Source organism: Dyella amyloliquefaciens, assembly GCF_004296575.1.
Lineage (GTDB): Bacteria > Pseudomonadota > Gammaproteobacteria > Xanthomonadales > Rhodanobacteraceae > Dyella > Dyella amyloliquefaciens.
This window is the reverse complement of sequence record NZ_SAYT01000007.1, coordinates 443,289-457,829: the sequence shown is the minus strand read 5'-3', so window position 1 is coordinate 457,829 and position 14,541 is coordinate 443,289. Positions and strand designations below refer to the sequence as shown.

General features: G+C 64.8%; 14 protein-coding genes. 9 read left to right on the top strand and 5 right to left on the bottom strand.

What is annotated here, in order from left to right; all coding sequences use genetic code 11:
* Nucleotides 1-76: 76 nt before the first annotated feature.
* Complete coding sequence (locus EPB08_RS17910) at nucleotides 77-397, top strand: hypothetical protein (RefSeq protein WP_130620457.1); 321 nt, start codon at nucleotides 77-79, stop codon at nucleotides 395-397.
* Nucleotides 398-463: 66 nt separating this feature from the next.
* On the opposite strand, the gene EPB08_RS17905 is transcribed toward EPB08_RS17910, so the two are convergent.
* Entirely contained in the window at nucleotides 464-1,018 is a 555-nt protein-coding gene (locus EPB08_RS17905; protein ID WP_130620456.1) for an NADPH-dependent FMN reductase, read from the bottom strand.
* A 333-nt stretch (nucleotides 1,019-1,351) separates the two neighbouring features.
* Here EPB08_RS17905 and EPB08_RS17900 point away from each other — a divergent pair, with 333 nt between their 5' ends.
* Nucleotides 1,352-3,046: a GGDEF domain-containing protein gene (locus EPB08_RS17900; RefSeq protein WP_229238399.1), complete on the top strand. Its 1,695-nt coding sequence runs from the start codon at nucleotides 1,352-1,354 to the stop codon at nucleotides 3,044-3,046.
* A gap of 86 nt (nucleotides 3,047-3,132) precedes the next feature.
* A complete protein-coding gene (locus EPB08_RS17895) occupies nucleotides 3,133-3,567 on the top strand; it encodes a VOC family protein (protein WP_130620454.1) in 435 nt (144 codons plus the stop codon).
* Between the two features lie 9 nt (nucleotides 3,568-3,576).
* Here the strand turns inward: EPB08_RS17895 and EPB08_RS17890 are convergent, their stop codons facing one another.
* Entirely contained in the window at nucleotides 3,577-4,461 is an 885-nt protein-coding gene (locus EPB08_RS17890) for an AraC family transcriptional regulator (protein WP_130620453.1), read from the bottom strand.
* A 230-nt stretch (nucleotides 4,462-4,691) separates the two neighbouring features.
* Here EPB08_RS17890 and EPB08_RS17885 point away from each other — a divergent pair, with 230 nt between their 5' ends.
* From EPB08_RS17885 to EPB08_RS17860, 6 genes are all read left to right on the top strand, one after another.
* Nucleotides 4,692-6,617, top strand: coding sequence for a CocE/NonD family hydrolase (locus tag EPB08_RS17885; protein ID WP_130620452.1), 1,926 nt, complete (start codon nucleotides 4,692-4,694; stop codon nucleotides 6,615-6,617).
* Between the two features lie 207 nt (nucleotides 6,618-6,824).
* Nucleotides 6,825-7,760: an acyltransferase family protein gene (locus EPB08_RS17880; RefSeq protein ID WP_165418534.1), complete on the top strand. Its 936-nt coding sequence runs from the start codon at nucleotides 6,825-6,827 to the stop codon at nucleotides 7,758-7,760.
* A gap of 147 nt (nucleotides 7,761-7,907) precedes the next feature.
* A complete protein-coding gene (locus EPB08_RS17875) occupies nucleotides 7,908-8,570 on the top strand; it encodes a TetR/AcrR family transcriptional regulator (protein ID WP_130620450.1) in 663 nt (220 codons plus the stop codon).
* Nucleotides 8,560-9,534, top strand: a complete 975-nt coding sequence (locus tag EPB08_RS17870) for an HlyD family secretion protein (protein WP_130620449.1) — start codon at nucleotides 8,560-8,562, stop codon at nucleotides 9,532-9,534. The genes EPB08_RS17875 and EPB08_RS17870 overlap by 11 nt, the downstream gene beginning before the upstream one ends.
* A 7-nt stretch (nucleotides 9,535-9,541) precedes the next feature.
* A complete protein-coding gene (locus tag EPB08_RS17865; RefSeq protein ID WP_130620635.1) occupies nucleotides 9,542-10,471 on the top strand; it encodes an ABC transporter ATP-binding protein in 930 nt (309 codons plus the stop codon).
* Nucleotides 10,468-11,559 carry an ABC transporter permease gene (locus EPB08_RS17860; RefSeq protein ID WP_130620448.1) on the top strand — a complete coding sequence of 364 codons (1,092 nt, stop codon included), beginning with the start codon at nucleotides 10,468-10,470 and terminating at the stop codon, nucleotides 11,557-11,559. The genes EPB08_RS17865 and EPB08_RS17860 overlap by 4 nt, the downstream gene beginning before the upstream one ends.
* A gap of 76 nt (nucleotides 11,560-11,635) precedes the next feature.
* On the opposite strand, the gene EPB08_RS17855 is transcribed toward EPB08_RS17860, so the two are convergent.
* The 3 genes from EPB08_RS17855 to EPB08_RS17845 all read right to left on the bottom strand — a co-directional run bounded on the left by EPB08_RS17855 (nucleotide 11,636) and on the right by EPB08_RS17845 (nucleotide 14,537).
* Nucleotides 11,636-12,112 carry a DUF3761 domain-containing protein gene (locus tag EPB08_RS17855; RefSeq protein ID WP_130620447.1) on the bottom strand — a complete coding sequence of 159 codons (477 nt, stop codon included), beginning with the start codon at nucleotides 12,110-12,112 and terminating at the stop codon, nucleotides 11,636-11,638.
* Between the two features lie 302 nt (nucleotides 12,113-12,414).
* Complete coding sequence (locus tag EPB08_RS17850; protein ID WP_130620446.1) at nucleotides 12,415-12,843, bottom strand: RcnB family protein; 429 nt, start codon at nucleotides 12,841-12,843, stop codon at nucleotides 12,415-12,417.
* A gap of 188 nt (nucleotides 12,844-13,031) precedes the next feature.
* Nucleotides 13,032-14,537, bottom strand: coding sequence for a chemotaxis protein CheW (locus EPB08_RS17845; protein WP_130620445.1), 1,506 nt, complete (start codon nucleotides 14,535-14,537; stop codon nucleotides 13,032-13,034).
* Nucleotides 14,538-14,541: the final 4 nt, after the last annotated feature.

Sequence of the window (14,541 nt, the reverse complement as noted above, 5' to 3'; positions counted from 1 at the left end):
ACTTCGGCTTCGTCGCTCGCTCCCTAAGGTTCCCGGAGTTCGGTTTCGACCATCCGGGTCACCACAGGGAGCTCCCATGAAAAAGCTAGTCGCCGCCATCGTCATGGCCGGCCTGATCGCGCACGCATACGCTGAAACACCGACCGCCGCCGCTCAGGGTCAGGCGAAGGCTCCCGCTGCTGAGCAGGCTTCCTCCGACCAGCAAAAGCAAGACGGCATCATCCCGGGGGCCGGCGCGGCGGGCGCCGCCGAAGGCAATCTCACGCCGGTGTACGTAGGTGCCGCCGTGGCGGGGGTTGCCGTCGTTGCCGGTGCGCTCTCCGGTGGCGGCAGTCACGATGGCACCAGCGGTACCGGGGGCACGACCGGAACGACCGGGACCACCGGCACCCACTGAGCATCCTGCTTTCCAGTCGCCTGCCGAAGGCGCGCTGCATTTCGTAGCGCGCCTTCGTGCATTGGCCTACTTCGCGAAGCGGCGCACCCACGCCACGTAGCGATCCACGAAGCCTTGCAGGAATTTCTGCGTGCCTTCGTTGCCGATATGGCCTTCGGCGTCGAACAGGCCTTCCTTGTTCTGGATGAACACTTCGGGCTGACCCAGCGTCGGCACGTCCAGGTAAGCCAGCACGTTGCGCAGATGTTGTTGCGACAACGCCGTGCCGGTAGCCCCCACCGAGACGCCGATCACCGCGCCGGGCTTTCCGGCAAACGAGTTCGTGCCCCAGGGGCGAGAGGCGATATCGATGGCGTTCTTCAGCACGCCGGGAATCGAGCGGTTGTATTCCGGGGTAACGAACAGCAGCGCATCCGCCGCGGATACCTCGTCCTTCAGCCGCTTGCACTCGGCCGGGTAGTTGCCATCGAAATCCTGGTCGTACAGCGGCAGGTTGTCGATGCGCAGGTGTTCGAAACTGAAGTCGCCGGGCGCCAGCCGCTCGACGGCCCGGGCCAGATGCCGGTTGAAGGACTCCTTGCGCAGGCTGCCTACCAATACGGCCACACGGATCTTGCTCATGCTTGTCTGCTCCGTCGCCATGGGGAATGGGAAAGCGGAAGGAAGCATGGCAGCCCGAGGGGTTAATCCACCGTGAGCACCGGCAACCGGCCCAAAGGCCGGCCTCGACTATGCCTTTTGGCGTAGCCGTCGCTGCCCCGCAGGCCACCCCGTGCAAGGTACGCTACAGGCTGGCTACCCCACGCGCCGTCGCGCGACCGGGGATCATCATCAGGGATGGCCGCAAACGCCACGGACGCACGCGCACGTTCCACGACGGAGCAAGGCGCCGACACAGGGGTACGGCGGATGGGAGGGCTGGTCGCAGCATTAGCGAGGCGTTGCCAATGGTGGATGCTGTGCATCCTCGCCATGGGCCTGCTCGCGTCTGCAGCCCACGCGGACACCCCGTTGCAAGGCGCCTCGCGCGAAGTGCACGCGGGCGACACGCCGCAGATCCTGCTCGATGCGTTTCGGCGAGGAGAGCTGCAGGCATTCGACCCCAGGCTGCTGCAGCGCTTTTCCGATGACGACAAAGGCACGTGGGTGGTGCTGCAGCCGCAACCGCCGCTGGTGAGCGAGGAGCGCGTACTCACCATCTACCCGCCCCCGCTTTCGTCCGTGACCCTGTTCGACGCACGCGGCAAGACGGTCACGCAGTCGCTGGACGACTTCTCTCCCATGGCACACGGCAACGGTCGCCTGGCCTATCGCATCGGTCCCGACGTGCCCGCGTCCGCGCCCATCCTGGTGCGCTTCGACCCGGCACCGGTGCGCACCATGCCGGTGAGTTTCCAGCTGCAGTCGTGGCAGGAATACCTGCAGCAGGATGCACACTGGCTGGTGTTTGCCAGCGCATGCTTCGCGGTCATGCTTGCCATGTCGCTGATGGCGCTTTGCCTGGCCATGATGCTGCGCGATGCCACCTTCGCCTGGTACGCGGGCTACGTGCTTTGCTACGCCCTGATCCAGGGCCTGCAGACCGGTTACCTGTTCCATCCGCTGGAAGTGACCTGGCTGGCCGGCAGCGCCGCCCTGGTCAGTTCGTCGGCCATGGCGCTGTCGCTCGCGTTTGCCGCCATGTTCATGGCGCGCTTCTGCGAGCTACCGCGTTTCGCCCCATGGCTGCATACCCCCACGCTGGCACTGGCCGTGGGCATGCCGCTGGTGGCGCTGTTGCGCAGTTGCCAGATTCCGCTGCTGCAAGAGACGGCGCAGGCCTTGATCAGTCCGCTGCTGATCATTGGCACCGTACTGCTTCTGTTGGCTGCCGTGATGGCGGCCGTACGGGGCGCGCGGCCCGCATGGTTCTTCCTGGCCGGATGGACGCCGCTGCTCGCCTTGACCGCCCTCTCCAACAGCCAGGCCGGCGGCACGCTGGCCGACGTGATCTGGCTGAGCGACGCCTGCCTCGCCGCCGGCGCGTTCGAGGCCGTGGTGTTGTCGCTGGGCCTGGCCGATCGCGCCCTCATCATGCGCCGCGACCGCGACCTGGTGCAGGGACTGGCCGACAACGACGCACTGACCAACGTGCTCAATCGTCGCGCATGGGCCGAAAGCGTTTCCCGCCTGCTGGACAGCGGCACCACCCAACCGGTGGCTTTGCTGTTCCTGGACCTGGATCACTTCAAGATGCTCAACGATCGCCAGGGGCACGCCGCCGGCGATCGCGCCCTGATCGCCGTCGCGGATGCGCTTCGCCACGAACTGCGTCCGCACGACCTGCTGGGGCGCTATGGCGGCGAAGAGTTCGTGGCGATGCTTTATGGCGTGGAGCAGGCGCAGGCCATGCAGGTGGCCACGCGGCTCTGCCGGCGCGTGCACCGCCTGGACATTCCCGTCAACGACGACGGCCTGGTGCTCAGCGTGAGCATCGGCATCGCCATGCGCGTCATGGAAGACAACGTGGAGTCGCTGGTGGATCGTGCCGACCACGCGATGTATCGCGCCAAGCTGGCCGGCCGCAACCGCGCCCGGCTCGACGAAAAGCTGGAAACGCCAGCGCGACGCAGCTGGCCACGCGCCGTGGAAGGCGATCGCCGCCGTTGAATCCCGCGGGGTCCGACTCCGAAAATCGCCAAGACATATGCCGCGGCCCCGCTAGGCTGGCGTTACCGATGACCCGTGAGGCATGTATGAGCCAACCCAATGTTTCCGGCAGCACCATCATTCCCTGCCTGCGATACCGCGACGCCCATGTCGCGATCGAATGGCTGTGCAAGGCGTTCGGCTTCCAGAAGCAGGCCGTCTACGACGACGAGCAGGGCGGCGTGGCCCACGCGCAGCTGGTTTACGGCAACGGCATGCTGATGCTCGGGTCCGTGCGCGACGGCGATTTCGGTCGTCATCTGTTGCAGCCCGACGAGGCGAACGGCCGCGAGACACAGTGTCCCTGCGTGATCGTGAAGGATTGCAAGGCGCACTACGAACAGGCGAAGGCGGCGGGCGCCAGCATCGTCGACGACTACGCCGAGAAGGACTACGGCGGTGCCGGCTACAGCTGTCGTGACCCGGAGGGGCATCTGTGGTGGTTCGGCAGCTATGACCCGTGGGCGGAACACACCGGGTAGGTGCCGCGATCAGCAGGCCTCCACCGGCAGGTAGATGTCGGCACGCAGCACGGCCTCCGGCGTTTGCTCGGGATCGTCGAGGAAATGCCGGAACGGCAACTCGTCGCGCAGCGCATGGCCGCTGCCCGGCAACCAGTCTGCGATGAACCGGTCGGTCGCCAGGTCAAGGGCGTTGTACGAACCGACATGACGACAACGCGCCCAGGTGCCGCCGCCCAGCGCCAGAGGCCACACGAGCGCATCGCCCTCAAAGGCATCACCGGTGAATGCCAGGGCGCAGTCGAACCGGCACTGTTCCGCCGGCGTCTCGCGGACTTCGTCATGCGGCACACCATAAATACCGGCCATACGCTCCAGCACACCTTGCGCCGCGGCCCACTGGAACAGACGTTCATACGCCCGATCGAGATCGACCTGATGGCCCGTGTAGCGCATTGCCATGACGCGAAACGGATCGACCGACACCACCTCCACCTTCAACGCGACCTGCGATGCCTCTACGGCCGGCGGGCGACGCAGGCGCTCGATCTCCGCCTGCAGGCGCTCGCCCTGCCCGCGCATCTCGCTGGGCGACGCGTCGAATGCCTGCCGGAAGGCGCGGGCGAAGGCCTGTGGGGTGTCATAGCCGATGGCCAGCGCCGTCTCGGTGACCCGGCCATCGGGATCGGTGAGCAAGTGCAGCGCCCGCAGCAGGCGCAGGCGTGCCACGGTCTGGCCCACCGTCTCGCCCGACAGGGCGCGATAGATGCGATGGAAGTGGAAAGGCGACAGATGGGCCGCGGCGGCGAGACGCGACAACTCCGGCAATTCAACACCCTGCTCCACCGATGACTGCAACAACGCGATGACGCGGTCGATGCGCTGCAGGTAATCGTGACGCGTACTGGGTTTCATGGCGCGACTTCCTGGATGGGTCGGAGCCAGTGTGTTCGACGCCATCGGGCGTCACGGCTCCATTCTTGCGCATTTGGCGCCGAGAGCCGGTGGGCTGGTGCCGCCCATATAGGCAGGAAGTCATGGTGGGAGCCTGCGCGCACGTCCCGTAAAGTCGGTTGCTGAACCAACCGCCCACCGCTGACCAGTCCGGAACGGCCGTCTTTACGGCCCGCCCGCTTGGAGGATCCATGCGCATCCGCCGTACCCTGCTTGCCGCCGCCACGCTTGCCATCTTCACCGCCGGCCTCGTCCAGGCCCAGACCACACCGCTGACCCCGGACGTGCCCCAGGCCAAGTTCGTCCAGCCCACCGCCGGCTACGACTACGTGAAGCGCGAGGTGATGATCCCGATGCGCGACGGGGTGAAGCTGCATACGGTGATCGTGATCCCCAAGGGCGCCAGGCATGCACCGATCCTGCTGACGCGCACGCCCTACAACGCCGATGGCCGCGCGGAGCGTTTCCAGTCCCCGCACATGGACGCGACGCTGCCCCAAGGCGATGAGGTGTTCGTCAAGGGCGGCTATATCCGCGTGTTCCAGGACGTGCGCGGCAAGTACGGCTCCGAGGGTGAGTACGTGATGACCCGTCCGCTGCGCGGCCCGCTCAATTCCAGCGAGGTGGATCATTCCACCGACGCCTACGACACCATCGACTGGCTGGTGAAGAACATCCCCGAGTCGAACGGCAAGGTCGGCATGCTCGGTTCGTCCTATGAAGGCTTCACCGTGGTGATGGCGCTGGTCCATCCGCACCCGGCGCTGAAAGTAGCCGCACCGGAAAGCCCGATGATCGATGGCTGGATGGGCGACGACTGGTTCCACTACGGCGCCTACCGCCAGACCAACTTCGACTACATCTCCGGCCAGACCGAGCAAAGGGGCAAGGGCGACGCCGTGCCCCGCGTGGGCTTCGACGACTACAGCAACTTCCTCGCAGCGGGCTCCGCCGGCGATTACGCACGCGCCAACGGCTTCGAGCAGCTGCCGTTCTGGCGCAAGCTGCACGAGCACCCGGCCTATGACGCATTCTGGCAGGGCCAGGCGCTGGACAAGGTGATGGCCGAGCAGCCGCTCACGGTGCCCACCATGTGGCTGCAGGGCCTGTGGGACCAGGAGGACATGTGGGGCGCCATCCACAGCTACATGGCGACGGAACCCAAGGACAAGGGCAACGACAAGAACTTCCTGGTGATGGGCCCGTGGCGCCACAGCCAGGTGAACTACGACGGCAGCTCGCTTGGCCCACTCCAGTGGGATGGCGATACCTCGCTGCAGTTCCGCCGCGATGTGCTCAAGCCGTTCTTCGACCAGTACCTGGTGGACGGCGCGCCCAAGGCCAACACGCCGCCGGTGCTGATCTACAACACCGGCGAGAACCACTGGGACCGCTTCAAGTCCTGGCCGCTCAGCTGCGACAAGGGCTGTGCCAACAAGCCCAAGGCCTTGTACCTCGGCGCCAACGGTGCGCTGTCGTTCAACGCACCGACGGGCGACGCCAACAAGTACGACGAGTACGTGTCCGATCCCGCCAAGCCGGTGCCCTACCAGCCGCGCCCCGTGCGTTTCGCCGACCACGACGCCTGGACGCGCTGGCTGGTCAATGACCAGCGCTTTGCGGATGGACGTCCAGACGTCCTCACCTACGTCACCGAGCCGCTGACCGCGCCGGTGCACATCGGCGGCGTGCCGCAGGTGAACCTGTACGCATCGACCAGCGGCACCGACAGCGACTGGGTGGTGAAGCTGATCGACGTCTATCCGGATACGGTGCCGTCGAACCCGTCCATGGGCGGTTACGAGCTGGCCGTGTCGCTGGACATCTTCCGCGGCCGCTACCGCACCAGTTTCGAGCACCCTGCAGCACTCACGCCGGACCAGCCGCTGCTGTACAGCTTCGGCCTGCCCACCACCAACCATGTGTTCCAGCCGGGACATCGCATCATGGTGCAGGTGCAGTCCAGCCTGTTCCCGCTGTACGACCGCAACCCGCAGACCTTCGTGCCGAACATCTTCGACGCGAAGCCTGCGGATTATCAGAAGGCCACGCAGCGCGTGTGGCACACGCCGGGTACTGCAAGCTCCATCAGCCTGCCGGTGGTGCCGAACGGCTAAGGCCTCGTGGCGCCCGCCCAGCAGGGTGGGCGCCACGCACTCGAGGGATGCCATTGCCCGCAAACGGACGCATCACGCACTCGTCCGTGCCCCACAGGACCGATAAGAAGCCAGGGAAGCCGCCGAGCCTTCCGCTTCGGCACTACGACCATGGACAGCATGCAAGGCTGTCCGGAATGGCCTTGGATGTCCGCCAGAGTCCCTACCATGCACGGATCGCTCAAGACATCACTGATCACAGGGAACAACTTCGACGCCCTTCGTCTCATCGGGGCCCTGCTGGTGGTCTTCAGTCACCAATTCGCCCTGTCGGGTCGATGGGAACCCAGGTTTGTAGGCAACCACTCGTTCGGCAATCTCGGCGTCCTGATTTTTTTCTCGATCAGCGGATACCTCGTCACCGCCAGCTGGATGAATGATCCGCACCTGGGAAGATTTGCCGTTCGCCGGCTTGCGCGACTGCTTCCCGCTTTGGCCGTAGCCATGCCTTGCACCTTTGCGATCGTAAGCGCGCTCGGACTATTGGGATTTCCCGATAACGCACACCACAAACTCAACGGTTCGCTCTGGACGATTCCGTTCGAGGTGGCGTGCTACGTCCTTCTCGCCTTGATGGGCTCGATATCCAGCCGACCCGCTCTGTGGCTGGCCATTGCCATCTCCACGTCGTTTGCCATCACCGGGCTCCAGACCGGGACGAGCTTTATCGCCTATTTCGGGCTGTTTTTTGGCATGGGTGCGTTGCTGCGGACTTACCCCTGTCTATCCAGGCCGTTGGTTAGCGTTCTCTTTTGCGTGGTGGCCTGCGCGCTGATTGCCATCAACCAGACGAAGCTCGGTCTCGCATTCATCGTGCCGCCTCTCACCATCGCCGTCGGCAGGCAGTCGTGGCCGCTCTTGCGATCGGCGGGGCGACTCGGCGACCTGTCCTACGGGATCTACATCTACGCATGGCCAGTGCAACAAATCACCGTTGCACTGTTGGGGTCTGACACCAGCTACTTCGGACTACTCAGCGTCTCTCTCCCGATGACGGTCGTGCTGGCTTACCTCTCCTGGCACTTGGTGGAGAAAGTTGCGCTACGGCACAAACCCGCTCCACCACGTGCGAAAGCTGCAGTCGATATTGAAGTGGCTACCTGACGGGAGCCCCGACACCTCCGATTACCTGTTCGGCAGCGTTCGACCGCGCATGCCCTTCCCAGGCCGGTTTCAACCGGCCTTTTTTGCGACAAAACGCCCACCTGCCAATCACTTGAAATTAATTATATGTATGATTAATTTGTTGGCATGAGCCCGTCCAAACCCAAGGCACCCACTCGGCGTGCGCCTGGCCGCCCCGGCACCGACAGCCCGGAGCTGCGCCCCCGCCTGATCGAGGCCGCGCTCGAATGCTTCGTGCGCGACGGCATGGCCGCCACCTCCCTGCGCAGCATCGCCACCCAGGCCGGCGTGACACCCGCCCTGCTCAACTACTACTTCGGCAGCAAGCTGGCCTTGCGCGATGCAGTATTCGAGGAACGCCTGATGCCCGCGGTGAAGACGCTGCGCGAACATGTGGCGAATGCCGGTGACGACGTGCATGCGATCACCCGGAGCTTCGTGCGCGGGGTCTTCGGCGTACTGGACACCTATCCGTGGTTTCCGGCCCTGTGGGTGCGTGAAGTGCTTTGCGAAGGCGGCGCGCTGCGCGAGTTGCTGCTTTCGCGCATCGGCCCGGACTTGCCGCACATGCTCGCGGGTCGCTTCGCCGAAGCCCAGCGGCGCGGCGAACTCAATCCGGCACTGGACCCGCGCCTGCTGGTGGTTTCAATGATCGGACTTACGCTGTTCCCCGCCGCCGGCGCACCGATCTGGCGGCAGATCTTCCAGGCGGAACTGAGCAGCGAGGTCCTCGCCAATCACGCCCTCGCCCTGCTTGGCCATGGCATGGAGCCCACGCATGAAGACTGAACGCTACGCGTCGTTGGCCTGCACACTGCTGGCGCTGGGGCTGCTCGCGGCTTGCCATGCGCAACCGCCGCAGGTGCTTGGTACGGTGGAATTCGATCGCATCACCCTGCCCGCCCCGGCAGCCGAGCACATCGTGACCATCGATGTCCGCGAAGGGCAGTACGTGCCTGCGGGCACGCGCATCATGCAGTTGGAGACGACCCGCACGCAGGCTGCACTCGATACGGCCAAGGCCGATGTGCAGCAGCAACAGCAGGCGTTGCTCGAACTCGAACATGGACCGCGCGAAGAACAGATTCGTCAGGCGCGCGCCAATCTCGTCGGTGCCCAGGCCGAAGCGCGCGATGCCAATGCTTACTACCAGCGGCTCGCGGCGCTCGCACGCCAGCAGTTCGTGTCGGCAGCGGATCTCGACCGCGCCAAGGCGGCAGCCGGCAATGCCGACGCAACGGTCGCCGCCGACCGCGCCATGCTCGATCAGCTGGTGAACGGCTCGCGCGCGGAGGACATCGCCCAGGCGCGTGCCGCCGTCGCGGCGGCGATGGCAACCGCCGCATCGCGATCCGTCGACCTGGAAAAGCTGGACCTTACGGCGCCACGCGACGTGCGCGTCGACAGCCTGCCCTACAAGCTCGGTGACCAGGCCCAGCCAGGCACGCCGCTGGTCATCCTGCTCGCCAGCGATACGCCGTATGCCCGCGTGTACGTGCCTGCAGCGTTGCGCCCCTCCGTGAAGGTCGGCGACGCCGCCGTGATCACCCTGCACGACGGCAAGCATCAGTTCCAGGGCAAGGTACGCATGATCCGCAGCGAACCCACCTTCACGCCCTACTTCGCCCTGAGTGGCGATGACGCCACGCGGCTGAGCTACCTCGCCGAAATTGCGCTTGGCCAGGATGCGAAGGATCTGCCGCAGGGCTTCCCCGTCTCGGCGGTGTTTCCCGGAAAACAGGCGAATGAGTGAATCAGCCATCCATGCACAGGACCTCACCAAGCGCTTCGGTGCCCTGGTGGCGGTCAATGCGGTGAACCTGGAGGTGCCGCGCGCCTGCGTGTACGGCTTCCTCGGCCCCAATGGCTCGGGCAAGTCCACGACCATTCGCATGCTGTGCGGCTTGCTGACACCGAGTGAGGGCGACATCGAAGTACTGGGATTGCGCATTCCCGAACAGGCCGAGCAGCTCAAGCAGCACATCGGCTACATGACGCAGAAGTTCTCCCTGTTCGACGACCTGTCCGTACGCCAGAACCTGGAATTCCTCGCCACCGTGCAAGGCCTGTCCCGACGCGAGGAAAAAACGCGCGTCGACGATCTGCTCAAGCGCTATCGTCTCGATGATCGTGAGGAACAGCTTGCCGGCACGCTCAGCGGCGGCCAGAAGCAGCGCCTCGCACTCGCAGGCGCCATCGTGCACCGTCCCGAACTTTTGTTTCTGGATGAACCCACCAGCGCGGTCGATCCGGAATCGCGCCGCGATTTCTGGGAGAAGCTGTTTGAGCTGGCCGATGAGGGCACCACCATCCTCGTATCCACGCACTACATGGACGAAGCTGAGCGCTGCCATCGACTGGCCATCCTCGACACCGGCAACCTCGTGGCCGACGGCACGCCCGCCGAGCTCACCGCAAAGCTGGAAGGCCGTACCTTCCTTGTACGCTCGGGCACGCCCCGCAAGGCCAAGGAGGCGCTGGATGACCGGCCTGACGTGCTCAGCGTGGCGCAGATCGGCAACGAGCTTCGCGTGTTGATGCGCGAAGGCGATGCGTCCATCGACTCGCTGCGTCATCACCTCGAGCAAGCCGGCGCACAAGCCGAGGTGGAGAGCGTGCCGCCCAACCTGGAAGACGTCTTCGTGGTCGCCACGCGCAGGCATGCAGCCCACCAGGAGCAGCCCGCGTGAACCTGCGCCGCCTGTGGGCCATCATGATCAAGGAACTGCGCCAGCTGCGGCGCGATCGCATCACGCTGGCGATGATCATGGGTATGCCGGTGCTGCAACTGGTGCTGTTCGGCTACGCCATCAACCTCAACCTGCGCCACCTGCCTGCCGCGGTGGTGGACCAGGCGCAGACCGCCGGCTCACGCGCCGCCGTGCAGGATCTGCTCGCCAGCGGCGTGATCGAACTGCGCGCCACGGCCCAGAGTCCGCAGCAGCTGATCGATCTTCTGCGCGAGGGACGCGTGAGCGTGGCAATCGCCGTGCCGCCCGACTTCGAGCGACGCAAGTTGGATGGACGCGAAGCCATCCAGGTCATGGTGGACGGCAGCGACAACGTGGTGCAGGCCGCCGCCGCGCAACTGGCCCAATACCCGCTCAACCAACCTGACGATTTCCACGCGATGACGGAGAAGCCGATCAGTGTGGTGAGTTTCTACAATCCCGAGCGGCGCTCGCCCGTGAACATCGTGCCCGGACTGGTAGGCGTCATCCTCACCATGACCATGGTGCTTTTCACCGCGGTGGCGATCGTGCGTGAAACCGAACGCGGCAACATGGAGCTGCTGATCACCACGCCGGTGAGCCGCACGGAACTGATGATCGGCAAGGTGCTGCCGTACGCGGCCATCGGCCTGGTACAGACCAGCATGGTGCTGCTGCTCGGTGTCTGGCTGTTCGACGTCCCGATACGCGGCAGCCTGTGGGACGTCTATATGGCGTCCAGCCTGCTGATCCTCGCCAACCTGTCGCTTGGGCTGCTGATCTCCACCCGCGCGAAATCGCAGTTCCAGGCGATGCAGATGACCTTCTTCGTCTTTCTGCCGTCGATCCTGCTCTCGGGTTTCATGTTTCCCTACGACGGCATGCCCCGCCCGGCACAGTGGATCGCCGAGCTGTTGCCACTCACGCATTTCATGCGCCTGATCCGCGGCATCATGCTGCGCGGCGCCGACCTTGGCGATCTCTGGCAGGACAGCGTGGCGCTGGCGGCGTTCATCGCCATCATGCTCACGCTGGCCATTCGCCTGTTCCACAAGCGCCTCGACTGATCGCCGCTCATGGCGCCTCAAACGAAAGGGCCGGCATATGCCGGCCCTTTGCTTTCCCGCGAATGCAGGCAACGACTTACTGCGTGCACGCCTTGTTGTGATCGGCGTGGAAGCCCTTGGCCTTCGCGTCGGCTTCGCTCATGTACGAGCCGGCCTTGGTCTTGCCGTACCACTTGTCACCCGGGCAGTGATAGACCTTGCTGCTGGAGTTGACCCAGACCATGCCCGGGCCGCCGCCCGGCGCGGCGGTTGCCGCCGGCTCGGACTTGGACTTGCTCGGTGCCGCGGCGGTCTTCGCCGGCGCGCTGGGGGCCGGTGCGGCAGCGGGCGCAGCCGCAGCGCCGGCGGCTGCCGGTGCGGCAGACTCGCTGCTGTACCACTCCTTCACGCCCTTGTGGCCCGAGCAGGCACCCTTCTTCGTGGCATTGCTGGTGTAACTGCCGTCCTTGCATTGCCCGGTGGATCCAGCAGGCGCGGACGCCTGTTGCGCATAGACAGCCGGACCAGCCAACAGACCTGCGATCAACACTGCGATCAAACCGTACGATTTCATCTTCGATCCCTCCAGCGCGAACTCGTCTGTTCCATGGAGACGCCGTCTGGCATGGCGGCCGTGCTCCCCCGCGCATCGCCCCGCGTGGACTCCGACAGTACGCGGCGAATACGCGCAAGCGTCTACGCGCCTGCGTGCATGACTATGCATCAAGCATGTGTGGTGCAAACGTCGTCGACCTGGGAACCGTCACGCACGTGAGGCCGTATCGAAAGAAATTGCGCGGATGAAAAGAGCGGCTGGCCTTGCCTGCAAGCCAGGCGCAAGGCCGCACCGCGATCACGCGCGGTGCGGCCATACCATCAATGGCTGTTGATGATGATGTCGGTGATGACGCCCGTGGCAGCCGCCACCAGCAGGAACTCACCCGTATCGCTGCGGACCCACTGGTGATCACGCGGCGGCGGCGCCAGGTTGTAGGTACGCCAGTCCTGCACCACGTAACGGCTGTCGCGATATTCCGCCGGGACGTAGCCGCCACGGTGATACCAGCCCTCGTGCATGCCCCGGTCGTGCACGATCACGTATTCACGGCGATCATGATCTTCGTGGCGTTCGTGCTCATAGCGATCACGGTCATGATCGTGGTCGTGATCGCGATCATGGTCGTGATCGCGGTCCTGACCATGGTCGTAGTAGTCGTGATCCTGGCCGTACGGCGCAGGCGCCGCCATCAGCGCCGGGGCGGTCATCACGGCACCCAGCGTCAGGGCGAACAGTACTTTCTTCATGCATCTCTCCATCGTGATTCGCCGGAAGCCGCGCCCCCTGGGTGCGCTTGGCCGGCGGCGCAACATGATGGGTTCCTGCGACGGACGCAAGGAGTGATTCGACTCGCAAAAACGCAAGGCCGAAAGGCGCAAGTTCATGCGTTAAAGCGGCAGCAGGTTTACGTCCTTCGACACCCTCAGCACCGGCCTCAATGCAGGGTTTCGCCAGCCAGGCGGGCCTTGAGGGGGGCCGCATCCAGCAGCATCAACGTCCGTTGATCCGGCAGCTCGACCACTTCCTTCATGTCGTTGCGCAGCGCCTGGTCGATCTGGTTGCTGAGCACGCTGGGGACGCGAAGTTTGTCCTGAGCATCGATGGTGACGATGTTTTCAATGGCATCCACGACCAGACCGAATTTCTCCTCGCCATTCTCGACCACCAGCACCTTGGATTCGCCGAGATCGCTGTAGCCCCTCATGCCGTACAGAGCGCGCAGGTCGATGATGGTCACCAGCCGATGTCGAAGATTGAGGATGCCACGCACATAGTCAGGCGCACCCGGCGGCTGCATCACCGCGGGAGGGTAATCGATCACCTCGCGAAGCTGTTCGATGCGCATCCCCATCAACTGATCGAGCCGGAACGTCACATAGGTTTCCCGCGCCCCCGGACGACGCTTGCCCCGCCCGACCTGGCCGTCTTGCTCGGCCCTGTAGAGCTCGCGGTGACCGTCGGTCACGTCGAGTAGCGTGGTGTCCGCCACCAGCGCCGCCTCGCTCAACAGCAGGATATGCCGGCCATCGGGCTTGCTGATGCAGCCGGCGAAACATTCCGTGCGCCATGCATGGAACGAAGGTATGGCTAGCAGTTCCTCGTCGCGATAGCTCACGATGCTCTCCACATCGTCCACCAGCAGGCCAAGGCAGATGTCGCGCTGGCGAATGACAAGGATCCGGCGCGGATCGTCGAAGTCGCCCGGTGCAATATCGCCAGTCGTCGAAGAAGCGAGTCCCAGGAACCGCGCGAAGTCGAGCACGGGCAACGTATCGCCGCGCAGGTTGAGCATGCCCAGGCAAAGCTCGCTGGCGAGCACGGAACTGAGCAGTTCCGGTACGCGGATGATCTCGTGGATGGATCCCATCGGCAGGGCCAGGTAGCTGTCGCCCACGCGGAAAGACACGCCCTGCCGACGCTGCCCCTGGGCAGCGCGAAGCCGATTCGAGGCTCGGGATTGTGCGTCCCCTTTGAGCACGGGCATGCCAGGCAAGCTGGCCAGTGCCTCGACGGAGAGCATCTGCAGGATGCGGTTGCCTTCATCGAGCTTCAGCACACCGCCGATCAACGAGGCACCGGCGCCGCCAAACATCACTTTTTCTTCGCCATGGACGCGCAGGATTTCACCGGTGGCGTCGAACAGCAGGCCCACGCATCCTTCCGGCAGCTCGACGATGGCGACCTTTGCCTCGGTGCGTTCGCCCCTGTCGGCAATCTTCAGAAGCTGCCCAAGATGCACGATCGGTATGAGCCTGCCACGCAGGTTGAACAGCCCCAGCAAATGCGCCGGTGACAGCGGCAAGGCCGTGATGGCCTGTGGATAGTTCACCACCTCCTGCACCACCGCCACGGGAAGCACCAGCTCGGCGTCGCCCAGGTGGAACGAACCGAACAACTCGGCGCCATTTTTCCGCACGGACGATGCGATGCTCTGTTCCACGACA

Excerpts from the sequence above, each read along its gene's own strand:
- EPB08_RS17875 (WP_130620450.1), top strand. The coding sequence starts at position 7,908 with ATGAGCCCGTCCAAACCCAAGGCACCCACTCGGCGTGCGCCTGGCCGC.
- EPB08_RS17850 (WP_130620446.1), bottom strand. The coding sequence starts at position 12,843 with ATGAAGAAAGTACTGTTCGCCCTGACGCTGGGTGCCGTGATGACCGCC.
- EPB08_RS17855 (WP_130620447.1), bottom strand. The coding sequence starts at position 12,112 with ATGAAATCGTACGGTTTGATCGCAGTGTTGATCGCAGGTCTGTTGGCT.
- EPB08_RS17870 (WP_130620449.1), top strand. The coding sequence starts at position 8,560 with ATGAAGACTGAACGCTACGCGTCGTTGGCCTGCACACTGCTGGCGCTG.
- EPB08_RS17885 (WP_130620452.1), top strand. The coding sequence starts at position 4,692 with ATGCGCATCCGCCGTACCCTGCTTGCCGCCGCCACGCTTGCCATCTTC.
- EPB08_RS17900 (WP_229238399.1), top strand. The coding sequence starts at position 1,352 with ATGCTGTGCATCCTCGCCATGGGCCTGCTCGCGTCTGCAGCCCACGCG.
- EPB08_RS17905 (WP_130620456.1), bottom strand. The coding sequence starts at position 1,018 with ATGAGCAAGATCCGTGTGGCCGTATTGGTAGGCAGCCTGCGCAAGGAG.
- EPB08_RS17890 (WP_130620453.1), bottom strand. The coding sequence starts at position 4,461 with ATGAAACCCAGTACGCGTCACGATTACCTGCAGCGCATCGACCGCGTC.
- EPB08_RS17880 (WP_165418534.1), top strand. The coding sequence starts at position 6,825 with ATGCACGGATCGCTCAAGACATCACTGATCACAGGGAACAACTTCGAC.
- EPB08_RS17895 (WP_130620454.1), top strand. The coding sequence starts at position 3,133 with ATGAGCCAACCCAATGTTTCCGGCAGCACCATCATTCCCTGCCTGCGA.
- EPB08_RS17910 (WP_130620457.1), top strand. The coding sequence starts at position 77 with ATGAAAAAGCTAGTCGCCGCCATCGTCATGGCCGGCCTGATCGCGCAC.